The 22,433-nt window shown below is 55.7% G+C and carries 20 protein-coding genes; 16 read left to right on the top strand and 4 right to left on the bottom strand.

The window, feature by feature from the left end:
- Positions 1-10: 10 nt before the first annotated feature.
- The 3 genes from V7Q41_RS01230 to V7Q41_RS01220 are packed head-to-tail and all read left to right on the top strand — an operon-like array spanning position 11 to position 3,507.
- Positions 11-769 (top strand): SDR family oxidoreductase, encoded by a 759-nt coding sequence (locus tag V7Q41_RS01230; RefSeq protein WP_333841748.1) that lies wholly within the window; start codon positions 11-13, stop codon positions 767-769.
- Positions 766-1,824 carry a ferredoxin--NADP reductase gene (locus V7Q41_RS01225; RefSeq protein ID WP_333841745.1) on the top strand — a complete coding sequence of 353 codons (1,059 nt, stop codon included), beginning with the start codon at positions 766-768 and terminating at the stop codon, positions 1,822-1,824. Before V7Q41_RS01230 ends, V7Q41_RS01225 begins: the two co-directional genes overlap by 4 nt.
- Before the next feature lie 6 nt (positions 1,825-1,830).
- Complete coding sequence (locus V7Q41_RS01220; protein WP_333841743.1) at positions 1,831-3,507, top strand: FadD3 family acyl-CoA ligase; 1,677 nt, start codon at positions 1,831-1,833, stop codon at positions 3,505-3,507.
- A gap of 23 nt (positions 3,508-3,530) precedes the next feature.
- Here the strand turns inward: V7Q41_RS01220 and V7Q41_RS01215 are convergent, their stop codons facing one another.
- Positions 3,531-4,514, bottom strand: a complete 984-nt coding sequence (locus tag V7Q41_RS01215; RefSeq protein WP_333841740.1) for a formylglycine-generating enzyme family protein — start codon at positions 4,512-4,514, stop codon at positions 3,531-3,533.
- Between the two features lie 55 nt (positions 4,515-4,569).
- Positions 4,570-5,391, bottom strand: a complete 822-nt coding sequence (locus tag V7Q41_RS01210; RefSeq protein WP_333841737.1) for an enoyl-CoA hydratase — start codon at positions 5,389-5,391, stop codon at positions 4,570-4,572.
- Positions 5,392-5,499: 108 nt separating this feature from the next.
- Here V7Q41_RS01210 and V7Q41_RS01205 point away from each other — a divergent pair, with 108 nt between their 5' ends.
- The 13 genes from V7Q41_RS01205 to V7Q41_RS01145 all read left to right on the top strand — a co-directional run bounded on the left by V7Q41_RS01205 (position 5,500) and on the right by V7Q41_RS01145 (position 21,678).
- Positions 5,500-6,279, top strand: coding sequence for an SDR family oxidoreductase (locus V7Q41_RS01205; RefSeq protein ID WP_333841734.1), 780 nt, complete (start codon positions 5,500-5,502; stop codon positions 6,277-6,279).
- Positions 6,280-6,331: 52 nt separating this feature from the next.
- Positions 6,332-7,297 (top strand): Zn-ribbon domain-containing OB-fold protein, encoded by a 966-nt coding sequence (locus V7Q41_RS01200; protein WP_333841731.1) that lies wholly within the window; start codon positions 6,332-6,334, stop codon positions 7,295-7,297.
- A complete protein-coding gene (locus V7Q41_RS01195; protein ID WP_333841729.1) occupies positions 7,294-8,445 on the top strand; it encodes an acyl-CoA dehydrogenase family protein in 1,152 nt (383 codons plus the stop codon). Before V7Q41_RS01200 ends, V7Q41_RS01195 begins: the two co-directional genes overlap by 4 nt.
- Complete coding sequence (locus V7Q41_RS01190) at positions 8,432-8,836, top strand: acyl dehydratase (protein WP_333841726.1); 405 nt, start codon at positions 8,432-8,434, stop codon at positions 8,834-8,836. Before V7Q41_RS01195 ends, V7Q41_RS01190 begins: the two co-directional genes overlap by 14 nt.
- Before the next feature lie 27 nt (positions 8,837-8,863).
- A complete protein-coding gene (locus tag V7Q41_RS01185; RefSeq protein WP_333841723.1) occupies positions 8,864-10,042 on the top strand; it encodes a lipid-transfer protein in 1,179 nt (392 codons plus the stop codon).
- 22 nt (positions 10,043-10,064) lie between these two features.
- The gene (locus V7Q41_RS01180) at positions 10,065-11,246 is read left to right on the top strand and encodes an acyl-CoA dehydrogenase family protein (RefSeq protein ID WP_333841720.1); all 1,182 of its coding nucleotides are present in this window, start codon (positions 10,065-10,067) and stop codon (positions 11,244-11,246) included.
- A gap of 52 nt (positions 11,247-11,298) precedes the next feature.
- Positions 11,299-13,098 (top strand): long-chain-acyl-CoA synthetase, encoded by a 1,800-nt coding sequence (locus V7Q41_RS01175; protein WP_333841717.1) that lies wholly within the window; start codon positions 11,299-11,301, stop codon positions 13,096-13,098.
- 5 nt (positions 13,099-13,103) lie between these two features.
- Positions 13,104-14,207: an MBL fold metallo-hydrolase gene (locus V7Q41_RS01170; protein WP_333841715.1), complete on the top strand. Its 1,104-nt coding sequence runs from the start codon at positions 13,104-13,106 to the stop codon at positions 14,205-14,207.
- Positions 14,194-15,381, top strand: a complete 1,188-nt coding sequence (locus V7Q41_RS01165) for an acyl-CoA dehydrogenase family protein (RefSeq protein ID WP_333841712.1) — start codon at positions 14,194-14,196, stop codon at positions 15,379-15,381. The genes V7Q41_RS01170 and V7Q41_RS01165 overlap by 14 nt, the downstream gene beginning before the upstream one ends.
- 47 nt (positions 15,382-15,428) lie before the next feature.
- On the top strand, positions 15,429-16,577 hold the full coding sequence (locus V7Q41_RS01160) for an acyl-CoA dehydrogenase family protein (protein ID WP_333841710.1): 1,149 nt from the start codon (positions 15,429-15,431) through the stop codon (positions 16,575-16,577).
- Positions 16,578-16,582: 5 nt separating this feature from the next.
- Complete coding sequence (locus V7Q41_RS01155) at positions 16,583-18,289, top strand: class I adenylate-forming enzyme family protein (RefSeq protein ID WP_333841708.1); 1,707 nt, start codon at positions 16,583-16,585, stop codon at positions 18,287-18,289.
- Between the two features lie 299 nt (positions 18,290-18,588).
- Positions 18,589-20,862: a TonB-dependent receptor gene (locus V7Q41_RS01150; RefSeq protein ID WP_333841706.1), complete on the top strand. Its 2,274-nt coding sequence runs from the start codon at positions 18,589-18,591 to the stop codon at positions 20,860-20,862.
- 72 nt (positions 20,863-20,934) lie between these two features.
- Positions 20,935-21,678, top strand: a complete 744-nt coding sequence (locus tag V7Q41_RS01145; protein ID WP_333841703.1) for a sulfite exporter TauE/SafE family protein — start codon at positions 20,935-20,937, stop codon at positions 21,676-21,678.
- Positions 21,679-21,723: 45 nt separating this feature from the next.
- Here V7Q41_RS01145 and V7Q41_RS01140 read toward each other — a convergent pair whose 3' ends face one another.
- Both V7Q41_RS01140 and V7Q41_RS01135 read right to left on the bottom strand, forming a co-directional pair.
- A complete protein-coding gene (locus tag V7Q41_RS01140; RefSeq protein WP_333841701.1) occupies positions 21,724-22,152 on the bottom strand; it encodes an ExbD/TolR family protein in 429 nt (142 codons plus the stop codon).
- Between the two features lie 12 nt (positions 22,153-22,164).
- Positions 22,165-22,433: ExbD/TolR family protein (locus V7Q41_RS01135; RefSeq protein ID WP_333841698.1), on the bottom strand; the 269-nt coding region annotated here is incomplete at its 5' end.

Here is a 22,433-nt window from a genome sequence, read left to right as displayed (position 1 = left end):
AGGAATCTGAATGGGACGTGTACAAGCCAAATTGGCCATGGTCACAGGAGGCGCCAGCGGGGTGGGTCGTGAAACCGTGAAATTGTTGCTCGGCGAGGGCGCTTTGGTGGCCATCAGTGACATCAATGCTGAGGCGGGGCAGGCGTTTGCTCAGGAGTGCGGTGACCGCGCCCTGTTTGTGCGCCACGACGTGAGCAGCGAGAGCGACTGGAAGGAGGCATTGCAAACCGTTCAGGCACGGTTTGGGCCGCTGGATATTCTGATCAACAACGCTGGCATTTTGTTGCCCGGCAACATCGAGACCGCCACTCTGGGGCAGTTTCGTCAACTCATGCAAGTCAATGCTGATTCTTGCTTTTTGGGCTGCCAACAAGGTGTGGCCGCCATGAAAGAGCGCGGTGGCAGCATTGTCAACATGTCCTCGGTGTCGTCTTGGTTGCCCATCGAGGGCTATGCCTGCTACAGCGCCAGCAAGGCGGCTGTGGCTGCGCTGACGCGTGCGACCGCTTTGTATTGCAGAAAAAATGGCTATGCCATCCGCGTCAACTCCTTGCACCCTGACGGCATCTACACCCCCATGATGATGGCGAGTGCCCCGGGTGTGCCTGCGCATCACCTGATGTTTGATCCCAAGCGCAATCCCAAAGGTCGCGCCACGTTGCCAGAAAACATTGCCAAGGTGCTGCTGTTTTTGGCCTCTGACGATTCACAAGCCATCAGCGGCGCCGAAATTCGCGCTGACAGTGCAATTTTGGGCATGGGCTTATGAGCCGCTACCACTCGCTGCGCGTGAGTTCGGTGCGCGCTGAAACGCACGACGCCAAATCTTTGGTGTTTGAAGTCCCCGCGGCGCTGGCCGAGGAGTTTCGTTACCAGCCGGGGCAGTTTTTGACGCTTCGCCTCCCCATCGACGGCCGCTTCGTGCCGCGCTGTTATTCCATGTCCAGCGCGTTTGGCTTAGACGCCTCGCCCCGCGTCACCATCAAGCGTGTGCCGCTTGGCCGTGGCTCTAATTGGGTTTGCGACCAGGTCAAGGCAGGTGATGTCATGGAGGTGATGGCGCCTTCTGGCGTTTTTGTGCCCCGCTCGCTAGAGGGCGATTTTTTATTGATGGCGGGGGGCAGTGGTGTCACGCCAGTTTTCTCTATTTTGCGTTCAGTGCTCGACAAGGGGCAGGGGCGCATCACCTTGTTGTATGCCAACCGAGACGAACAGTCGGTGATCTTTCGCGCCGAACTCCAGACCTTGGCTCTGGCCCACCCCGCACGTCTGCAGGTGACGCATTGGCTGGATTCTGTGCAGGGCATTCCCAGTGTGTCGCAGTTGACCGAATGGGCGCGTGCGCATGTGCAAACTTCACCCCAAGCGCAGGCATTCATTTGCGGCCCAGGCCTCTTCATGGAGGCGGCTGTCGCGGCTTTGCAAGCCCTTGACATGCCCAGTGAGCAAATGCATGTTGAGCGCTTTGTATCGCTGCCCGACGAAGCGGCATTGGCTGACGCCAAGGCCGCTGCGCATGCCTCAGCCGCTGTCACCCAGGGCGTCGAAGAGGCCGAGATCGAGCTCTCGCTTCAGGGTGAAGTGCATACCTTTCGCTGCGGCGGCCAAGACACCTTGCTTGACGCCGCATTAAGGGCCGGCTTGAATGTGCCCTACTCTTGTCAAGCTGGCATGTGCGCCTCCTGCATGTGTCAGGTGATGGAGGGCAGCGTTCACCTGCGCCACAACGATGTGCTGGATGACAAAGATCTGGCCAAGGCTTGGACATTGGCTTGCCAAGCTGTGCCGACCAGTCCCAGACTGCGCATCAAATTTCCGGAGTAACTTGACATGACCTCCCGCGTTCAGGGGCACCTCAACGCCCCGCCTGAGACGTCTGCATGGACAGCTCAGACCCATTTGCCCACCACCTTGCCTGCCATGATTCGTGAGGCAGCCCAAAAGTTCCCGCAACGCGCCGCCATCATTGACGGGTCTGTCACCATTGACTATGCCGATCTGCTGGCGCGCAGTCAGGCGGTGGCTGCGTCGTTGATTGCGCTGGGTGTGCAAACGGGAGATCGCGTGGCCATCTGGGCCCCCAATATGTACGAGTGGATCTTGGCGGCTTGCGGCATTCATGCCTCGGGCGCAGTGCTGGTGCCCTTGAACACGCGCATGAAAGGCGCCGAGGCTGCCGACATCTTAGAGCGCAGTCAAACAAAACTGCTGTTTTGTATTGGCGACTTTCTAGGTCAGTACTACCCAGCACTACTGCAAGGGCAACGCCCTGCAAGCTTGCAACACATTGTGGTGATGCGCGAGGGTGCCGATTCACCCTCGGAGCGACCGCAAGAGATGAGCTGGCGTTTGTTCCTGGCTGAGGGCTCTGTCATCCCAGCATGGAAAGTAACTGCCAGAGAAAATAATCTGAAAGCCGACAACACCGCAGATTTGATGTTTACCTCGGGCACGACGGGCAGGCCCAAGGGGGTGATGTCAGCGCATGGCGCAACCATTCGTGCCTTCAGTGTTTGGGCTCAGGTGGTGGGCTTGCAGGCCAACGATCGTTACTTGATCGTGAACCCGTTCTTTCACTCTTTTGGTTACAAGGCAGGATGGGTGGCGGCCTTCCTTCAGGGCGCGACGGTTTATCCCGAACAGGTGTTTGATGCGCAGGCCGTGCTGCATCGCATCGCCCAGGACCGTATCAGTTTCTTGCCTGGACCTCCAGCCTTGTTTTTGACCATGTTGTCTCACCCAAGCCTCAAGGACTTTGATATTTCTTCACTGCGTGTGGCGGTGACTGGTTCTGCCAACGTGCCGCCGGTGTTGATCACCCGCATGCGCGAGGAATTGGGCATTCCCCACGTCACCACCGCTTACGGGCTGACCGAATGCGGGGGGTGCGCCACCATTTGTGATCCTGGTGATAGCGCGCAAACCATCGCCTTGACTTGTGGTCGCGCCATTCCAGGCACTGAAGTCCGCTGCGTCGACGCGCAAGGCACAAGTGTGCCAACGGGTGAGTCGGGTGAGGTGCTGATTCGCGGCTACCACGTCATGCAAGGCTATTTTGGCGATGAAGCTGCCACACGCGAGGCCATCGATGCCGAAGGTTGGTTGCACACGGGCGATGTGGGTGTGCTGGACGAGCGCGGCTATTTGCGCATCACTGATCGTCTCAAGGACATGTACATCATGGGAGGCTTTAATTGTTATCCAGCCGAGATTGAACGCTTGCTGTCTGATCACCCCGACATTGCGCAAGTGGCTGTGGTGGGCCTGCCCGATGAGCGCATGGGCGAGGTGGGTTGCGCCTGTGTGATTCTGAGGCCTGAAGCGTCATTAACGGCGCAAGCGCTCATAGATTGGTCGCGTGAACGCATGGCCAACTACAAAGTACCACGCCATGTGCTGTGGTGCGACAGCTTTCCGCTGAATGCGTCCAACAAAGTGCTCAAACGCGAACTGGTGTTGTTGGCAACGGACCAACTTTTGAAGACGGCCCGTGAGGGTGGGGTTTAGAAAAAAAGCTGGCCTAAAGAAGCTTATTTTTTTGGATTGTCGCTTTTGCGCCAGATGGTTCTAAAGCCCACATGCTGCATACCTGTGTCGATGCCGTGCGGGGTGCGCGCGGCGGGTCGGTAGCGGCCGCAGTAATCGTCGGAGCAAAGAAAGCTACCGCCCTTGGCTACTTTCATGCCCCCAAGAGGGCTGCGAGTGTCAAGGTAGTCGTCCTTGGTCAACTCCCAAGCATTGCCAGCCATGTCAAACAGGCCATAGCCATTGGCTGCAAAGCAGCCCACGGGCGCAGTGCCGTGGTGGCCGTCTTGCGCAAAGTCTTGTAACGGGAACGGGCCTTGCCAATAGTTGGCCAAGGGTTTGCCTTTGGCGTCACGAAGGTTTTTGTCATTGCCCCAGGTGTAGTCGGCATCGTTGAGCCCGCCGCGTGCAGCAAACTCCCACTCTGCTTCAGTGGGCAGGTCTTGACCTGCCCATTTTGTGTAAGCCATTGCATCCTCAAAGGCAATATGAACCACAGGGTGGTTGGCGCGTCCGCGCAAATGGCTTGCGGGCCCCTCGGGTGCTCGCCAAGAAGCCCCAGGTGTCCAGATCCACCATTGATGGATGTCGCCCATGCCGTTGACTTGCGCGGGCTTTTGGAATACCAATGAGCCCGCCCGACGCTGCTCAGGGCTCAGTTGTGGAAATTGTTGGGCATCCAGCGGTCGCTCTGCCACCGTGCGGTAACCCGTGCTGTTCACAAAGGCTGCAAACTGCGCATTGGTGACTTCGTGTCGTTGAATGTAGAAGGGGGCAACTTCAACCTCCCGCCGCGGTTTTTCTTCAGGATAAAAGCGCTCCGACCCCATCAAAAAGCGTCCGCCACGGATGGCCACCATGCCTGGCGGTACCGATGGATCGGCGTTTTTTTCAGATCGCTTGGCTGCTGGCAGGCCTGAGTAGTTGCGGCACAGTTGCGCGGTGTTGTCTGCCGATTTCACCTGTGCTGAAGAATTGGCCGTTGCCACTGGCGTTGCGAGTAGGGTCAGACAAAAGGCCAGGACCAAACCCAAAGTCCGCATGTCAGCGCCCCTCAAAACTGGGTTTGCGCTTTTCTATGAAGGCTTGCATGCCTTCTTTTTGGTCGCGCGTCGCAAATAGCAATTGATTCGCTTTGCGCTCTAACATGAGAGCTGTTTCTAGAGGCGCGTCCACCCCTGCAAGCACCACTTCTTTGATTTGCATGGCCGCCAAAGGTGGCATGGCGGCAATCAGGGCTGCCATTTTGAGAGCTTCGGGTAGGACTTGGTCATCGGGAAACACTTGACTGACGAGGCCCATGCGGCAAGCGTCTTGGGCGACGACGGCTTGGCCGGTCAACAGCATGTGCATGGCGTTGAACTTGCCAACCGCGCGCACCAGCCTTTGCGTGCCGCCAATGCCAGGCATGATGCCAATGAGGATCTCGGGCTGTGAAAAGCGGGCCCCTTCGCCTGCCAAGATGATGTCGCAATGCATGGCCAGTTCGGCCCCTCCGCCAAACGCGTAGCCGCAGACCGCCGCAATGATGGGTTTTGGGCAGCGCTCGATGGGGGCCCAGACACGCTCAGTGTGCCGTTGCATGATCTCAATCGGCCCAGCCCCCTCCAGGCTCTTGATGTCGCCCCCAGCGGCAAACACCTTGTCGCCTCCGGTCAGCACGATGGCGCGAACCGCAGGGTCTGCGGCTAACTGGGTAAATGCCTGCGACAGCAAGGCTTGTAAATTCAAACTGAGCGCATTGGTGGCTTTGGGACGGTTCATGCGCACCAAGGCAACGCCATCTTGTCGGCATTCGACCAGCAGTTCGCTCTCAGTGGTGGACGGTTCTGTTTTCGCAGGCAAGGGAGAAGAGTCGTGGGGCATACGCAGATCCTGCAATTTTTGGTTCTTCGATGTTGATTTTAAGAGGCCTCAGCTACATCGTCCTTTTGGACGTATCTGGGAGCCATGCCAGCCAGTAGATTAGATGCCATGGAACAGACAACCGATTTCGATCAGCGTGTGGTTTTGGTCACTGGGGGCACCAAGGGAATTGGCCGTGGCATTGCCGAGGGCTTTTTGGCTCAACGTGCGACGGTGGTGGTTTGTGCGCGCACGGCCCCAGAACAAGTTCCTCATATCCACGGTCGCAGCGCCGAGTTTATGCCTTGCGATGTGCGCGAGGCCGATGCAGTCAAGGCATTGGTGGCTGCCATCACGCAGCGCCATAGCCGTTTAGATGTGCTGATACACAACGCTGGCGGCAGCCCCTCTGTCGATGCAGCAACCGTGTCTGCCCGTTTTCACGAGGGCGTGATACGGCTGAATTTGACAGCCGCACTGCACATGGCGCAAGCGGCCAACGCGGCCATGCAACAACAAGTCCTTGGCGGCGTGATCGTCTTCATTGGCAGCGTCAGCGCTTTGCGCCCCTCGCCGGGGAGCGCGGCTTATGGCGCTGCCAAAGCCGCCGTGTTGAGTCTGGCCTCGTCTTTGGCGGTGGAGTGGGCCCCCAAGGTTCGTGTGGTAGCGGTGAGCCCTGGCTTGGTCAGGACTGAGCAATCCCATTTGCATTACGGCGACGAAGCGGGGATTGCCGCTGTGGGTGCGACCATCCCAGCAGGCCGTTTGGCTGAGCCGTCTGACATTGCACAAGCCTGTCTGTTTGTGGCCTCGCCTCAGGCGGCTTACATGAGTGGGACCAATCTGTTGTTGCACGGTGGGGGTGAAAAACCGGCTTTTCTTGCGGCAGTCCATGCAAGTCAATCCTGAGGATGCAAGCGCTTCAATTAATCCTCAAACTCAATACTTTAGGAGTGCAGCTTTGGCTGAATATGAATGGATGAATGAGATCCGCGCCCTGTTGGGCAAGGAGTACGGACGGGTTTACGCTTGGGACAAGATCAACGCGCCCATGATTCGTCAATGGTGCGAGGTGATGGGTGTGGACGATGCCCGTTACTTGGCAGGGGAGGTTGTCACAGCACCGCCAGCGATGTTGCAGGTCTGGTGCATGGAGGGCTTCACGCTCAACAACTACCCGCCAGGCTCGACCACCGAAAATCCCTATGAAGCCCTCAAAATGATGGAGGCCCATGGCCTGGCGTCGGTGGTGGCAGTCAATTCCGAGCTGAGCTTTGGACGTGATTTGTTCGAAGGCGAGCGCATTTATTACACAACGCGTCTGGACGCGATCAGCCCAGAAAAAACCACGGCACTGGGCACTGGGTTCTTCGTGACTTTGGTGATGAGGTTTTTCTCGCAAAAATCCGAAGGCGATGAAGAGGTTGGGCAATTGCTTTTTCGAGTCTTCAAGTTTCGTGCCGCGCAAGCGCCGACGTCGGCACAAAAGCCGGCCATGCCTGCGCCAGCCAAACGCCCGCCCCCTGGTATCAGCGATGACACGCGGTTTTTCTGGCAAGGCGTCAACGACGGCAAGTTGTTGATTCAACGCTGCAAAAGCTGCGCCACCTTGCGACACCCGCCCGGCCCCGTGTGTTCGCATTGCCATTCGTTTGAATGGGACACCGTGACATCTTCGGGCCGTGGCACCGTGTATTCATTTGTGGTGATGCATTACCCCGAGGTGCCGCCTTTTGACCACCCGAATTCGATTGCCTTGATCGAACTAGAAGAGGGCACTCGCCTGATTTCGCAGTTGGTCGGCGTCACGCCTGGCCAAGTGCGTATTGGTGATGCGGTTCAGGTGGAATTCAACAGCTTTAACAACGGTGAGCTGGTGCTGCCGCAATTTCGGCCCGTGGCCCCTACCCCTGGAGCAATCGCATGAATTTTGATCTCACCCCAGACCAGCGCGCCTTTGCTGAAATGGCCAGCGGACTGTTTGCTGACTATGGCAGCGACGACCAGCTTCGCGCCCATGATGTTGGCGGTGCGCCCTTCATGCAAGACTTGTGGCAGCAGTGCGTGACGGCGGGTTTGCATACGGTGCTGGTACCCGAGGCCCATGGCGGATTGGGTTTGGGCATGACCGAATTGATGGCCGTGTTGGAACAACAAGGCCGCGCGCTGGCGCTGGTGCCTTTGTGGGAAACCCAAGTGGGTGCCGCCGCCATGGCTCGATTTGGTGGTGCCGCACTCACACCAGTGATTGAGCATGTCTTGTCGGGTCAAGCCCCATTGGCGCTTTCGCTCGAAGCGCTGTCTCATCCGTGCGGCCCTTCCTTGCGACTCACGCGCGTGGGTGAGGGCTGGACTTTGAATGGTTTGGCTGCAGCCGTCCCGCTCGGCAACATGGCCCGTTACGCGCTGCTGCCAGCTGACGATCAAGGTGCCTTACGTTTGGTGGTGGTGGATCTTCAACACGCGGGTGTGCAGCTCACCGCAGGTGTCAGTCAACACCACCAAGCCTTGGCAGATGTGGCGTTTGAGGCTTTTGCGCTGTCTGGCGAGCACGTCTTGCCTCAGGCTGCGACTGACTGGGCCGAGCAATATGCGATTGCCAGTTTGGCGTCGCTGCAATTGGGTGTGACCTCACAACAGCTACGCCGTACGGTGGATTACGTCAGCGAACGCCAGCAATTTGGCCGTGTGATTGGCAGTTTCCAATTGGTAGCAGGCCAGATGGCGGATGGCTACATGGCCGTTGAAGCTTTGCGCACATCCCTATGGCAACTGGTGTATCGCCTTGATGCTGGGCTAGGGGCAGCTCCCCAAGCCTGGGCAACGCGCGCATTGGCCAATGACACAGGCCACCGGGCTGGACACATGGCCCAGCACGTTCACGGGGGCATTGGGGTCGACCTGACTTACCCGATTCACCGTTTCTTGTTTTGGACGCGTGCGCTGGGGGCGGCCTTGGGTGGCACTGAGCATCATCTTGCCAAGTTGGGCGACTGGCTGGCCAACAACGACACATTGGGGTGGAAATATGACGCCAGTGAAGACACAAAGGACGTGAGCCATGCGTCGGTTTGAACAAGTGCAGTTGGGTGAGCTGCTGCAAACACTCAGTGTGCCCATCACGGTGCCTTTGGTCGTGGGGGGCAGCATGGCCACACGCGATTTCTTTGCGGGGCATCACGACTTGGAGGCGGCGCAGGCGCTGGGGTCGCCGCATATCTTCATGAACATCTTGACCACCAATGGCATGGTGCAGCGCTTCATTGACCATTGGACGGGACCGATCGGCCGTATGGTCGAACTGAAAATCAAATTGGGGGCACCCAACTACCCAGGTGACACCCTGAGTTTGAGCGGCGCAGTGACCGACAAGCGCGCATCAGATCAAAGTGTCGAGATCACGCTCAAAGGTAGCAATTCGATGGGGGCACACGTCACCGGTACGGTGCGCGTGTATTTGCCCTGATGACGTCTAGCCAGGAACAATTTTTTTATGCATGAATTCTCAATTTCTGGGCGTGCGGCCATTGTTGGCTTGGGTGCGACGGAGTTTTCTAAAAACTCTGGACGCACCGAACTCCATCTGGCCATGCAAGCCACCTTGCAGGCGCTGGCCGATGCGGGTATTGATCCTGCCGAAGTCGACGGGTTTTCTTCCTACAGCGTGGACAAAGTGCCCGAGTACGAAATTGCCCGTCTGTTGGGAGCCAAAAATATCAGTTTTTTTAGCCAGATTCCGCACGGCGGGGGCGCAGCTTGTGCCCCTGTGTTGCATGCTGCCATGGCGGTGGCCACGGGGGTGGCCAAGACGGTTGTGGTTTATCGGGCCATGAATGAGCGCAGCTGGTATCGGTTTGGCAACGGCAACTATGGTTTCGGTTCATCACCCTTGTTTGAAAACGTCAACTACGGCTGGTACATGCCCTATGGTTTTCATACGCCCGCTGCGTGGGTGGGCATGTTTGCGCAGCGCTACATGCATACCTATGGCGCGACGAGCGAAGACTTTGGCCGAATTGCTGTGGCAGCACGTGACTTTGCCGCGACCAATCCGAACGCGTTTTTTCATGGCAAACCGATCACGCTGGCCGAGCACCAAGCCTCGCGTTGGATATGTGAGCCGCTGCACTTGTTGGACTGCTGTCAAGAGTCGGATGGTGCTGTGGCCATGGTCATCACCTCAGTCGAGCGCGCGCGCGACCTGTGCGCAAAACCCGTGGTGATCAAGGGGGCAGCGCAAGGGATCAGCGATGGCCAGCAAATCATGACCTCTTACTTTCGTGAAGACATCACAGGCCTGCCCGAGATGGGTTGGGTGGCCAAGCAGCTTTGGCAACAAAGCCGATTGGCGCCACAAGACATTCAGACCGCTGTGATCTATGACCATTTCACGCCCTTTGTATTGCCCCAGCTTGAAGAGTTTGGTTTCGTCAAACGCGGCGAGGCCAAAGAATTCATTCGCGCGGGCCACCATGCCCGCGGGGGCAAGCTGCCTATCAATACCCACGGAGGTCAATTGGGCGAGGCCTATATCCATGGCATGAACGGAATTGCCGAAGGCGTGCGCCAAGTGCGTGGCACGGCGGTGAATCAAGTGGCCGATGTCCACAACGTGCTGGTGACTGCTGGGACGGGCGTGCCTACCAGCGGTTTGATTTTGGGCGATGCCTGAATCCGAATAAAGAAAGAACAACATGTTTATCGACCTGACCCCTCAACAACATGCCTTGCGATTGAAGGTGCGCGACTATTTCACAAACTTGATGACGCCAGACTTGCGCTTCAAATTGCGAGGCGCTGAAAGTGGTGATGAGTACCGCCAAACGATTCGCCAAATGGGCCGCGATGGCTGGCTGGCTGTCGGCTGGCCCAAAGAGCACGGCGGCCAAGGCCTGAGCGCCACCGAACAACTCATCTTTTTTGAAGAAGCCAATATCGCTGGTGCCCCCTTGCCATTTGTGACCATCAGCACCGTTGGCCCCGCCTTGATGGAGTCGGGCACAGCCGCCCAAAAAGCGCGCTTTTTGCCTGGCATTGCAGCGGGGGAAACCATTTTTGCCATTGGGTACTCAGAGCCGCAAGCCGGTTCAGATTTGGCCGTGCTGAAGACCCAAGCGACCTTGCAAGGGGACCTGGGTACTGGCAAATTTGTTGTCAACGGCAGCAAGCTGTGGACATCGGGCATCGAGTCAGCTGATCATGTGTGGCTGGCCGCCCGCACCAGTCCTGATTTGCCACGCCACAAAGGCGTGTCCATTTTGATCTTGGACACCGATGCACCCGGGTTTTCTCACACCCTGATTCAAACGGTGGGTAACTTCACAGCAGCCACCTACTACGACAACGTCGAAGTGCCTGCGGACCGCTTGGTAGGCGAGTTGCATGGCGGCTGGAAACTCATCACGGCTCAGCTCAACCATGAGCGCTTGGGGCTTGGCTCATGGTCTGACAAAGTGTTCGGGCCATTCAGTCGGGTCTTGCAATGGGCGAAGGCCATGGATGAACAAGGTCGCAGGGCTGTCGACCAGGCTTGGGTTCGTCGCTCTCTGGCCGATTGCTATGCCCGTCTTGAAGCGATGCGTTTGATTAACTTTCGTATCGCTGCAGAGCTGGAGCAGGGCCGCATGGATGTGGCGCTGGCTTCGGCAACCAAGGTCTACGGCTCTGAGAGCGTGATCGAAGTCTTACGACGCTTGATTGACATTGTGGGCTCTAGCGCCTTGGTGCGAGCTGGCTCCAGTGCCGCCTTGTTGCTCGGTGAGCTTGAATACGAAGTGCGTGCCTGCACCTTGATGACTTTTGGCGGCGGTACCAACGAAATTCAACGCGAATTGATTGCCCAGTTTGGCTTGCAAATGCCACGTCCAGTACGTTAAGTTTTTTTGCAGCCAACGCCACAAGTCCGCACCACGCTGAAAGGTAAACCTCGTGAAAACAACCCACATCGTTGCGCGTGAAGTGACCCAAGCCAAGCTCGACAAAAGAGCCAAGGCAGGACAGCGCCACCGTGCCTCACAGACCTACACGCTCGCCGAGCGGGTAGAGGCCAGCGCGGTTGAGTTTGCCGAGCGACCTTGCATTCGCTCAGGTGCCCAGCAATTGAGCTATGCCCAAACCAATGCCCGCATCAACCAGGTTGCGCATGCCGCGCAGGCGCTAGGTTTGCGTTGTGGGGATGTGGTGGCCTTGTGCATGGAGAATCGTCCAGCCTTTGTGTTTGCTTGGCTTGGCTTGGCCAAGCTTGGGGTCAAGGTGGTGTTTCTCAACACCAACATCAGCGGCAAGCCTCTGTTGCATGCGCTGGAGGTGACTGGGGCCAAACTCATCCTCATTGGTGAGGAGTGTCTTGGCTTATGGGCGGCCACTGAGAATCTGGTGGGCTTGCGTTATTGGTTGTGGCCCGATGCCGAGTGCCCTGCATCACCCGCGCTGCGCGAGCGCTGCAGCCTTGATTTTGAGCAAGCCATGATGCAAGCCCCGCAAAGCAATCCGCCTGCGCAGTGGCGTGCCGGCTTGGTGGCGGGGGATGCCGCCATCTATATCTTCACCTCTGGGACGACAGGTTTGCCCAAGGCCGCAGTCATCAGCCATGCCCGCTGGCTCATCACCGGCGATGTGATGCAGGCCACGATGGACGTGCAGCCAGATGATTGTTTTTATTGTTTTCTTCCCCTCTACCACGGGGCAGCTTCGTTGTCGGCAGGGGCTACCGCATTTGCCGCTGGCGCTAGTTTGTTGCTGCGCCGCAAGTTCAGCCGCTCTGAGTTTTGGTCAGATGTGCGCCAACACGGCGTCACGATTTGTCAATACGTGGGTGAGATTTGTCGGTTCTTGCTCACGGTGCCCCCGAAACACAACGACCGTGACCACACCTTGAAAAAGATGGTGGGCGCAGGCATGGCCCCTGAGGTCTGGGAGCAATGGGTGCAGCGCTTTGGTGAATTCGATATTTTTGAAGGATGGGGCTCTACCGAGGCCAACACCAACACCATCAACTTAGACAACCGTGTGGGTTCGTGTGGGCGCATCCCTTTTTGGGAAAAAACCAATCTCAGGCTGGTGCGCTATGACATCGAGACCGACAGCCACCCGCGTGACGCAAACGGCTTTTTGCAACTGTGCGATGTGGACGAGGTGGGCGAAGGCATTGGCATGATCATTGACATGCCCGATGTGGTGGGTGGACGTTTTGAGGGCTACACCTCGCCACAAGAAACAGAGAAAAAAATTCTTCGCAACGTCTTTCGCCAGGGCGATGCATGGTGGTCATCGGGTGATTTGCTGCGTTGCGACGCGGACGGTTACTGTTGGTTTGTGGATCGCATTGGGGATACTTTTCGCTGGAACAGCGAGAACGTATCCACCGCTGAAGTCGCAGATGTCTTGGGTGACTTCCCAGGCCTTGAAGCGATCACGGTGTATGGCGTCAAGGTGCCTGGTGCCGAGGGACGGGCGGGCATGGCGGCGTTGGTGCTGCAACCAGGTGTTAGCTTCGATCCCGCCAAGTTTTGGGCGCTGGCGCTCAACCGCTTGCCGAGTTATGCCGCACCGCTGTATTTGCGACTCTCACCCACCACCGATATGACGGGCAACTACAAACTGCGCAAGATTGATTTGCAGCGTGAGGGGTATGACGCTGCCATGGTGCAAGATCCTTTGTTCATCAGGCAAGACCAACTCAAGACGTATGTTCGACTCAGCGCCACTGAGACAAGGGGCTTGGGGTGAGTGGCATGAATGCCAAGGCAGAACTGGTCTATCCATTCACACCCCCAGCGAGTGACGGTTCGGTGGTCGAGGTCGCGCCAGGCATTTTGTGGGCGCGCATGCCCATGCCCATGGCGCTAGATCACATCAATGTTTATTTGCTGCGCAATGCGGATGGCTGGTTGTTGGTGGATACCGGACTCAACACGGACATTTGCCGCGAGCGCTGGGAGCATATTGCAGCCACGCATTTGCAGGGTTTGCCTATATTGGGCTTGATCTGCACGCACATGCACTATGACCACGCGGGGCTGGCCAGTTGGTTGTGTGAGCGCTTTGACATTGCGCTCTACATGACACACGGCGAATACTTCATGCAGCGCGCGCTGTCCCAGCCCGAACCCGATCCGCTGTCGCAGGCGCAAGCGCTGTTTTATTTGCGTGCAGGGATGCCGCAAGAGCGCACGGATGCCATGTGGCGGGCCATGCGCAAGGATCCGTTCATGGCGCCTTTGCCGCGCTCATTCTCAAGGCTTCGTGGGGGTGACTCCATCACGATTGGTCACAGAGTCTGGCAAGTGGTCATCGGCGAGGGGCATTCGCCCGAACATGCTTGTTTGTACTGCGCGCAAGATCAAATCTTGATTGCGGGTGATCAGCTACTGCCGCGCATCAGCTCCAATGTGTTGGTGACTGGCATAGAGCCCGAGGCAAATCCGCTGCAGCTGTGGTTCAACTCTTTGAATACGCTGGATCAGTTGGCACCCGACACCCTGGTGTTGCCCTCGCACGAAAGGGTGTTTCGCGGTCTTCATGCGCGCACACAAGAGTTGCGTCAGCATCACGAAAAACAATTTTCAATGTTGCGCGCGCACCTTGAAAAAAAAGGCGCTTGCACTGCCTTTCAAGCCATGCTTTGGTTGTTTCCGCGGTTGCGCGGACCGGTCGATGACATGTTGGCCTTGGGTGAGTCGATTGCCCACCTTTCTTGGATGCGCCACGAGGGGCTGTTGCAACGTGTGCTTGATGACGATGGGGAGTACCGTTTTTCCCTCACCAAGACACTGACGCCGCAAAAATTAGATCATTTGAACTTTCAACAGGCATCCATTCGCCATGCAAGACATTGAAGAATTTCGTGTTGTGACCCGTCAATGGCTTCAAGCCAATTGCCCTGCATCCATGCGACTGCCGATTACCCAAGAGCAGATTGTGTGGGGTGGATCTCAGGTCAAATTTAGCAACGAAGACCAGCGTATTTGGTTTGAACGCATGCGGGAGCGGGGTTGGTTTGCGCCTGGCTGGCCAACCGAGTTTGGCGGGGGCGGATTGACACCTCAACAGAGTCGCATTGTCGAGGAGCAGATGCTGAGCCTGGGCTGTCGCCAACCTCAGTTCAACCTTGGGGTCTGGATGTTGGGGCCCGTGTTGCTAGAAATTGGGACCGAAGCACAAAAACGTGAACATCTCCCGCCAATGGCGCAAGGGCGGGTGCGCTGGTGTCAAGGCTTTAGCGAACCCAATGCGGGGTCTGACCTGGCCAGCTTGAAGACCTCGGCCAAGCAAGACGAGGACGGGAACTTCGTGGTCAATGGCTCCAAAATTTGGACCTCTTACGGAGATGCTGCGGATTGGATGTATGCCTTGGTGCGAACCGATGTCGATGTTCGCAAACAAGAGGGCATCAGCTTCTTGTTGATTGACATGAAGAGCCCAGGCGTGACCGTCAAGCCCATTGAGCTCATCAGTGGCAAATCTAGTTTTTGCGAAGTATTTTTTGATGATGTACGCGTGCCTGCGCACCAGTTGGTTGGCAAACTCAATGAAGGCTGGACCATTGCCAAAAAGTTGCTGCAGCATGAGCGTGCCGCCATGTCCAAGTTCAGTGAAGGCGCTGCGCCCTCGCATGATGCGCTGCTGGTGGCGCGTCCTTACCTGTTTGATGCGGATGGCCAATTGCAAGAACCCGTGTTACGTGACCGCTTGGCGGCGTTGTTGATGGACTCGCACGCTTTTTCTTTGACGCACCAACGTGTCAAGGAAGAAGGGCTGGCGCGCATGGATATCAGCGGGCCCGCTTCGATCATGAAGCTGGTTCAGACCGAGCAAGAGGTGGCCAAGTACGAGTTCTTGGTGCAACTGATGGGTCAGCGTGGCATGAGCTGGGAGGGCGATGAGTTCACGGCGGACGAGCATGACATTTGCCGCCTCTGGCTGCTGTCCAAAACCTATGTCATCTCCGGGGGCAGCAGCGAGATTCAACTCAACATCATTGCCAAGCGTGTACTTGGCCTGCCAGGGTGAATCACGCCAGCACCCCCTCATTTGATCCAAACACCGGAGATCTAGGCATGAGTTTTTTGCTGAATGAAGAACAGCGTCAGTTGAGCGATAGCGCCATCGAGTTTTTGATGGCGCAGTCCCCTTTGAGCTTGCAGCGCCACTTGCGTGACAGCCAGAGCGAGTTGGGCTTTGAGCTCAGTCTGTGGCAACAAGTGGTTGACTTGGGTTGGCCCGCAGCCGTTTTCCCCGAGTCGCAGGGGGGGCTGGCCGTCGGCTACAAGGGGCTTGGAAGTATTTTTGAGGCCATGGGCCGCAGCTTGGCTGCCCTGCCTTTGCTTTCATCGGTGGTTTTGTGTGGTGAGCTGGTGCTTCGGGCGGGCAACCCCAGCCAGCAAGCGCGTTGGCTACCCAGCCTGATGGACGGGAGCCAGCGCATGGCGCTGGCCATGGACGAGCAAGGCAGACACAACCCCGAAAAAACCAAGACCATGGCGAGCCGCGTGGGCGATGGGTGGGTGTTGAATGGAGAAAAATGGTTTGTGATGGATGGCATGGGTGCCCCATGGCTCGTGGTGTACGCACAAACAGACGACCCCAGCGACGATCAAACACATGATCGTTCGGGTCTTTTTTTGGTGGACACCACACTGGCTGGGGTGCGCTTGATGCCCACCCGATTGGCTGACAGCCGCAACTATGCGCGCTTGCAATTGTCTGGGGTGCAAATCTCTGACGACATGCGATTGGCGGGCACCCATTGCCAGCCCCGCCAAGCCTTGGATGCCGCGCTTGACCGAGGTCGCATCTGTCTGGCCGCGGAAGGGCTTGGGCTGCTGCAGGAGGCTTTTGCACGCACCAATGCTTACCTCAAAGAGCGGGTGCAGTTTGATGTGCCAATTGGCAGTTTTCAGGCGCTGCAACACCGCATGGCCAGGCTCTACACCGAATTAGAAATGCTGCAAAGCTGCGTGCGCGCAGCGCTGGTGGCGCTCGATTCTGAGGTACCAGACGTGGCGGTCTTAGCGAGTTTGGCCAAGGCGCGCGCCTCGGATCTGTGCGAAAAGCTCATGAACGAGGCCATTCAACTGCACGGCGGTATTGGCGTGACGGATGAGTTTGATCTGGGCCTCATCGTCAAGCGTGCGCGCGTGTTGCAGCATTTGTTGGGCGATGGCGTTTTTCACCGCAACCGCTATGCCAGTCTGAAGGGTTTTTGATCGCCATGTCACATTCATCCACCACCTCGCCCCCTGAATTTTGGAACTTGTTTGACACATGCCGCGCGCAGCTGACCGCGCCTGGTGGCCCTTTCGAGCGGGTCCCAGTCAAGGTGGGTGAGGCGCAATTGCTGGCCTATCGCCATGCCTTTTCTAGTTTGCCTGCGCTGATCCATGCGGGGCGGGTTCATGGTGAACGCGAGTTCATGGTGTACGAGGATGAGCGTTGGACTTTTGAGCGGTTCTTCAATGCAGTCGACGCGCTGGCAGGGCGTCTTCAGTCTGAACTCGGCTTGCGGGCAGGTGAACGGGTGGCCATCGCGATGCCCAACCGACCTGAATGGGCGGTGGCGTTTGCCGCAGTCGCGTTGGTCGGGGCTGTACCTTCCCCCTTGAACAGCTATGGTTTGCGCGAAGAATTGATGGCCAATTTGCGTGACCTCCAACCCCGCTTGTTGATTTGCGACGCCAAACGGTTTGAGCATGTTGCCCATGATCTGGACGAGATGGCTTGTGGTGCTGTCGTCCTCGATGGATTGCCCGGTCAAGGCCTTGCTGATTGGGCCGCCCTGATCGCGCCTGATGCACCCGCAGTGCAGGCACCAGACCTTAGCCCAAGCGACGTGGCCTTGATCTTGTTTACATCGGGCGCTAGCAGCCAAGCCAAAGGCGTGGTGTCCACCCAATTGGCGGTCTGTCAGGGTTTGTTCAATATCGATTACATCGGTGCCATCTCGGCCATGACCTCTCCAGAGGCGATCGCCGTCATGATGGCGCGAGGCTTGCAACCCACCACGTTGACAGCCGTGCCGTTGTTTCACGTCAGTGGCTTGCATGCGCAGTTGTTGACAGCCTTGCGCCATGGCCGTCGCTTGGTGTTCATGCGCCGATGGAATCCCGAGCAAGCCCTGAAGTTGATCCAAGCAGAAAAAATCACGCAATTCAACGGTGCTCCCTCGATGGTCATGCAGTTGCTCGCTGAGCCAGGTTTTGATGACCAGGCCTTGAAGGGCAGCTTAGGCGGCATTGGATTTGGGGGGGCTGGTCTGCCCCAGCGCTTGATTGACGATGTTGTCTCCCGCTACAGCAACTCGATGTCAGGCATTGGCTATGGCCTGACCGAAACCAATGGGGTGTGCGCGGCAGCCTCAGGGCGCCTATTTCAACAGCATCCCGATGCAGCAGGCGCTGTGTCGCCGATCATTGAGTTGCGCGTGGTGGACCTGGATGGCACCGATCTGCCCGCAGGCCAGGCCGGCGAGTTGTGGGTGCGTGGTGTCAGCCTGATGCAGGGCTATTTAGGGCCAACAGACGCGGGCCAACCGCGTCTTGATGGCGGCTGGTTTCGCACCGGTGACATTGGCATGTTGAGTGACAACGGCTTGCTCAAAGTGGTTGACCGAATCAAAGATGTGATCAACCGAGCGGGTGAAAAAATTGCTGCCGCCGAGGTGGAGTCCTGTTTGCTGCAGCACCCTGGCTTGATCGAGGCGGCGGTGTTCAGCCAGCCTGATGAACTCACGGGAGAAGCTGTGGTGGCCGTGGTGGTCTTGGCGCCTGGTCAACACCTCACATCTGAGCAAGTCCAAGCGCATGTGGCCAGTCGTTTGGCGGCCTACAAAGTGCCCCAAAGGGTGCATGTGAGACGTGAGCTGTTACCGCGCAATCCAGCGGGAAAAATGCTCAAAAAAAATCTCAAACTCGCGTACTGATTCGACTGCCAATTTGACTGCCAATTCGACGACTGATCGTTAGCCACTCCGTGCTTTGGCAGTAGCGCCGATGCCAGCCCCATCACGTGGTTTGGGGGCCATTGCATCTTTGATGTGGGCGCGGTTTTATTGATAAGGGTTTGTCTGGGGCGGGTTTGCTCTAGCCTGCAAATGGAGGGGCCTAATCCTTTTAGACGATGCTTTGAACCATCAAAAAAATAAACTCGTTCTGTCGAATTTCTAATAAATTTACCAACCAGGAGACAAAAATGAAGATGAAAAATTCAGGAAGTTTTGCAGTGAGAACACTCCCATTCTTGATTTCCGCCTTGTGCTCAAGCCAAGTTTATGCACAGCAAGCCATTGATGAGGTGGTGGTGTCTGCGCAAAAAAGAACAGAGCGCATTCAAGATGTCCCAATGGCGATCTCAGCCATCTCAGGTCAAGCCTTAGAGAGCCGAAAAATTGAAGGTGCGGCTGATCTGCAAGGCGCGGTTCCTAATTTGAACGTGGTGGCAGCACCGGTCTCAGGTTTGATCTCTGCTACCTCTATTCGGGGTATCGGTACAGGGCAACCATCCATCTGGATGGATCCAGCCATTGGCATGTATGTCGATGGTATTTTTGTGGGTAAGAACCAAGGCGCCTTGTTTGACTTGTTGGATTTGGAACGGGTCGAAGTGTTGAAAGGCCCACAAGGCACATTGTTTGGCCGCAACACATTGGGTGGCGCAATTAACTTCGTCACACGCCAGCCAAGTGGTCAGCTGTCTGGCAATGTGGGGATGGAGATTGGAAACTACGGTCGGTCTGTACAAAAAATCTCGATTGACACACCCAAAATAAATGACACATTGAGTTTGACTTTTGCAGCCCGCAAAGAAAAACAAGACGGATGGCTGGCAAACCCCAATCATTCGATTGGATGGGGCAATCGTGACCGTGAGTCATACAAAGTCAATGCCAAGTTTGATGTGTCAAAAGATACCAAGCTGTTCTATTCTTACGACAGCAGCGACATCAATGAAACCACCACGCCTATGTCTTTAACAAGTAAGACAGGATATTGTTCGTATTTGTCAGCGGCTGCAGCAACGGGCATTGGTTGCTTTCCATCCTTTTTCAATCCTGGACTTGGTTTGGTGATGGGGCCATCTGTTCAAAGCGGTGTGCCAACCAGCACCTCGTCCACCTTTGCGCCTATCCAAGGTTTGAAGGTCACGGGTCATTCATGGAGTGCAGAGACCGCCATTGATCCAAGCAACCAGATCAAATACATGGGCAGCTATCGCAACATGAAGTACAACGACCAAGGCGACTATGACGGAACCTCAGTGAATGTATTTTCTGGTATCAGAGCCACCAACTACACCACCCAATCTCACGAGTTGCAGTTGGTGGGTAGTCAAAGTGGGGTGAACTACGTGGGTGGCTTGTATTTCTTCAAAGACAATGGCTCAACCATTCAAGATCAAATTGGTGGATTCTTTAGTTTTAGCCCAGCAGCCATCAGACATCGCCAAACCAACTTTGGCTTAGGAACGCAAGCGCAAGCGGTGTATGGCCAAGCTGATTTCCCAGTGGCCAAAGACACCGTGTTGACCACAGGGCTGCGCTACACCACAGAGGAAAAGTCTGGATCAATTTGGCGTAGCACCACTGTTGCTTATCCAATGGCAGCGCCTGTTTGGCAAGCTGGAATGGCACCAGGCGACGTCAACGAGAAAGCTAAATTCAATGACCTAACGCCCACTGTTGCTTTGAGCCATAAGTTGAATCCCAACCAAATGGTATTTGGCCGAATCGCCAAAGGTTTCAAAAGTGGTGGATTTCCTCTCGAGGCACCCACATTGGCTGAAGCTAAAAAACCATTCAGCCCAGAGAAGTCAACAAGCTATGAGGTCGGTGTCAAAGGGGCAGATGCGTCCACCTCTTATGCTGTCACGGCCTTCTTGACCAAGCTGCAAAACCAGCAAGTTTCATATTTGCCAGTGGGCGGAACCTCACCCACTGTGACCAACGCAGGGGAGTCCACCTACAAAGGCATCGAATTTGAAGGTGCCATGAAAGTCACAAAGGACACCAAAGTTCAACTGGGTTATGGTTATTTAGAGGCACAGTTTGACAAGTACATGAGCACTGGCATCAGTGGTCTTCAGGTAGATGCGGCCAGCAATTTGGTGGTTGGCTATGCGCCCAAGCATACGTTTAACCTCAATGTAGAAAGCCGACTGGCCAACACGGATTTGGGTCGTTTGAAGGGCATGGTTGAATACCGTTACACCGCTTCTCATTACAACTACCCAGCCAACAAGTCGATGACTGCAGCCAATGCGATTGCCGGCAACTTCGCACCTGATTCACTGATGCCATCCTTGGCGACCATCAACGCACGTTTGACGCTGGATCAAATTGCGATTGGTGGCCCAGGTCAGATGGATGTGTCGTTGTGGGTGAAGAACTTGGCTGATAAACAAGTCAAGCAAAACATGATGGACATAGGCGGCTATTACCAAGTTGCTTACTGGTCAGCCCCCAGAACGGTGGGACTGTCGGTGAACTACAAGTGGTAATTCAGAGGCATTGAAGCCTTTCCACAAAAACGCCACTTCGGTGGCGTTTTTTTTTGACTTTCAAGGAGTTCCATGGAAGCTGGGATTTATGAATTCGCAGTTGTATTTGTTGGCTATTTTGTTTTGGGCGTGGCGGGCTTTGGTTCAGCCTTGATCATCGTTCCATTGTTAGCGTTTACTTGGCCGATTTCTGTGGTTGTTCCATGGGTTCTTTTGATTGATGTCCTGGCTGCCATGCTTCATTCGGGATTGAATTTTCGAAAAGTCATTTGGAGAGAGTTGCCGCCCTTGCTTCCTTCGGTCCTATTCGGTGCGATGTGTGGCATTTATCTCATCAGAATCACACAGGGGGACTGGTTGCTGCTGGTCTTAGGGCTCTATGTTTTTTATATTGGATGCAAGGGCGTGAAGGCTGCACCAGTTGCTGTGCATATGAATGCTTCAATGCGTCATGGTGCAGGTTTCACCATGGGATTGGTTGAATCTATGTTTGGCGTGGCTGGGCCAGTGGTGATGTCATGGCTTTCACAAAGATTGATAGACCCCTTGTTGATCAGAGCCACCATGCCGATGACCATCAGCGCCTTGTCTTGCATTGCCCTGCTCATGATAGGTGCGGCAGGAGGTTTAGATCACATGGACATTTGGAGAAATTTCTTGGTCTCTATCCCATTTGCTTTTGCGGGCGTATGGTTGGGTCACCAATGTGCAATTCGTATGCAAGTCAAGTACATCAATCCAATGATCTACGCAAGCCTGTGTGTCAGTGGCTTGGTGTTGTGCGGCAGATCTTTAAATGGTATTTTTGGGATGTAGATAAAATTTTCAATATAAAAAAATTTGAAAATAATTTATAACTGATTAATTGGCAAACTGTTCAGACCCCACGATGCCGAGTTTGCTGAGGCCCATGCGTTGAGCGCTAGCCATGACGAGTGCGACTGCCTCATATTTGGCTTTGGCGTGGGAGCGAATGTGCAGTTCAGGCTGGGGCTGTTGTTGTGATGCTAAGTTTAGTTTTTCGTCAAGCTCTGCTCTGCTGCTGATAGGTTTGCCGTTCCAAGAAATGGTATTTTGATCGTCTACATTGATCTTGATCACAATGGGATCCGTTTTCTTGACTGCGTTTGTTGGCGTCGGCATGTCTAAATTCACTGAGTGAAGCTGTGAAGGGATTGTGATGATCAGCATAATCAGCAGCACCAACATCACATCAATCAAGGGTGTTGTATTCATATCAATCATCACTTCGGGCTCGTCACTGGAACTTGTTCCTAAATTCATGGCCATTTAATATCTCCCTTAGTTGCTGGGTGGTTCAGTGATGAAGCCAACTTTTGTGATGCCTGCGCGTTGCACGGCATACATCACGCGGCCTACAGATTCGAAATCACTTTGACCATCACCTCTGATTTGCACTTCGGGTTGAGGCGTGAGGACTGAGAATTTTTTCATACGCTCTAGCAGGTCGGACGTGTTTTTCATTTTGGTGTCGTAAAGAAAAATATCGCCTTTTCTGTCGACTGAAATAATGATGTTTTCTGGTTTGGTTTCTCTGACTAAATTCTTTT

The organism is Limnohabitans sp. (assembly GCF_036804465.1).
GTDB lineage: Bacteria > Pseudomonadota > Gammaproteobacteria > Burkholderiales > Burkholderiaceae_C > Limnohabitans.
Note: the sequence above shows the minus strand (reverse complement) of the source record. Positions and strands in the feature narration are given on the sequence as shown.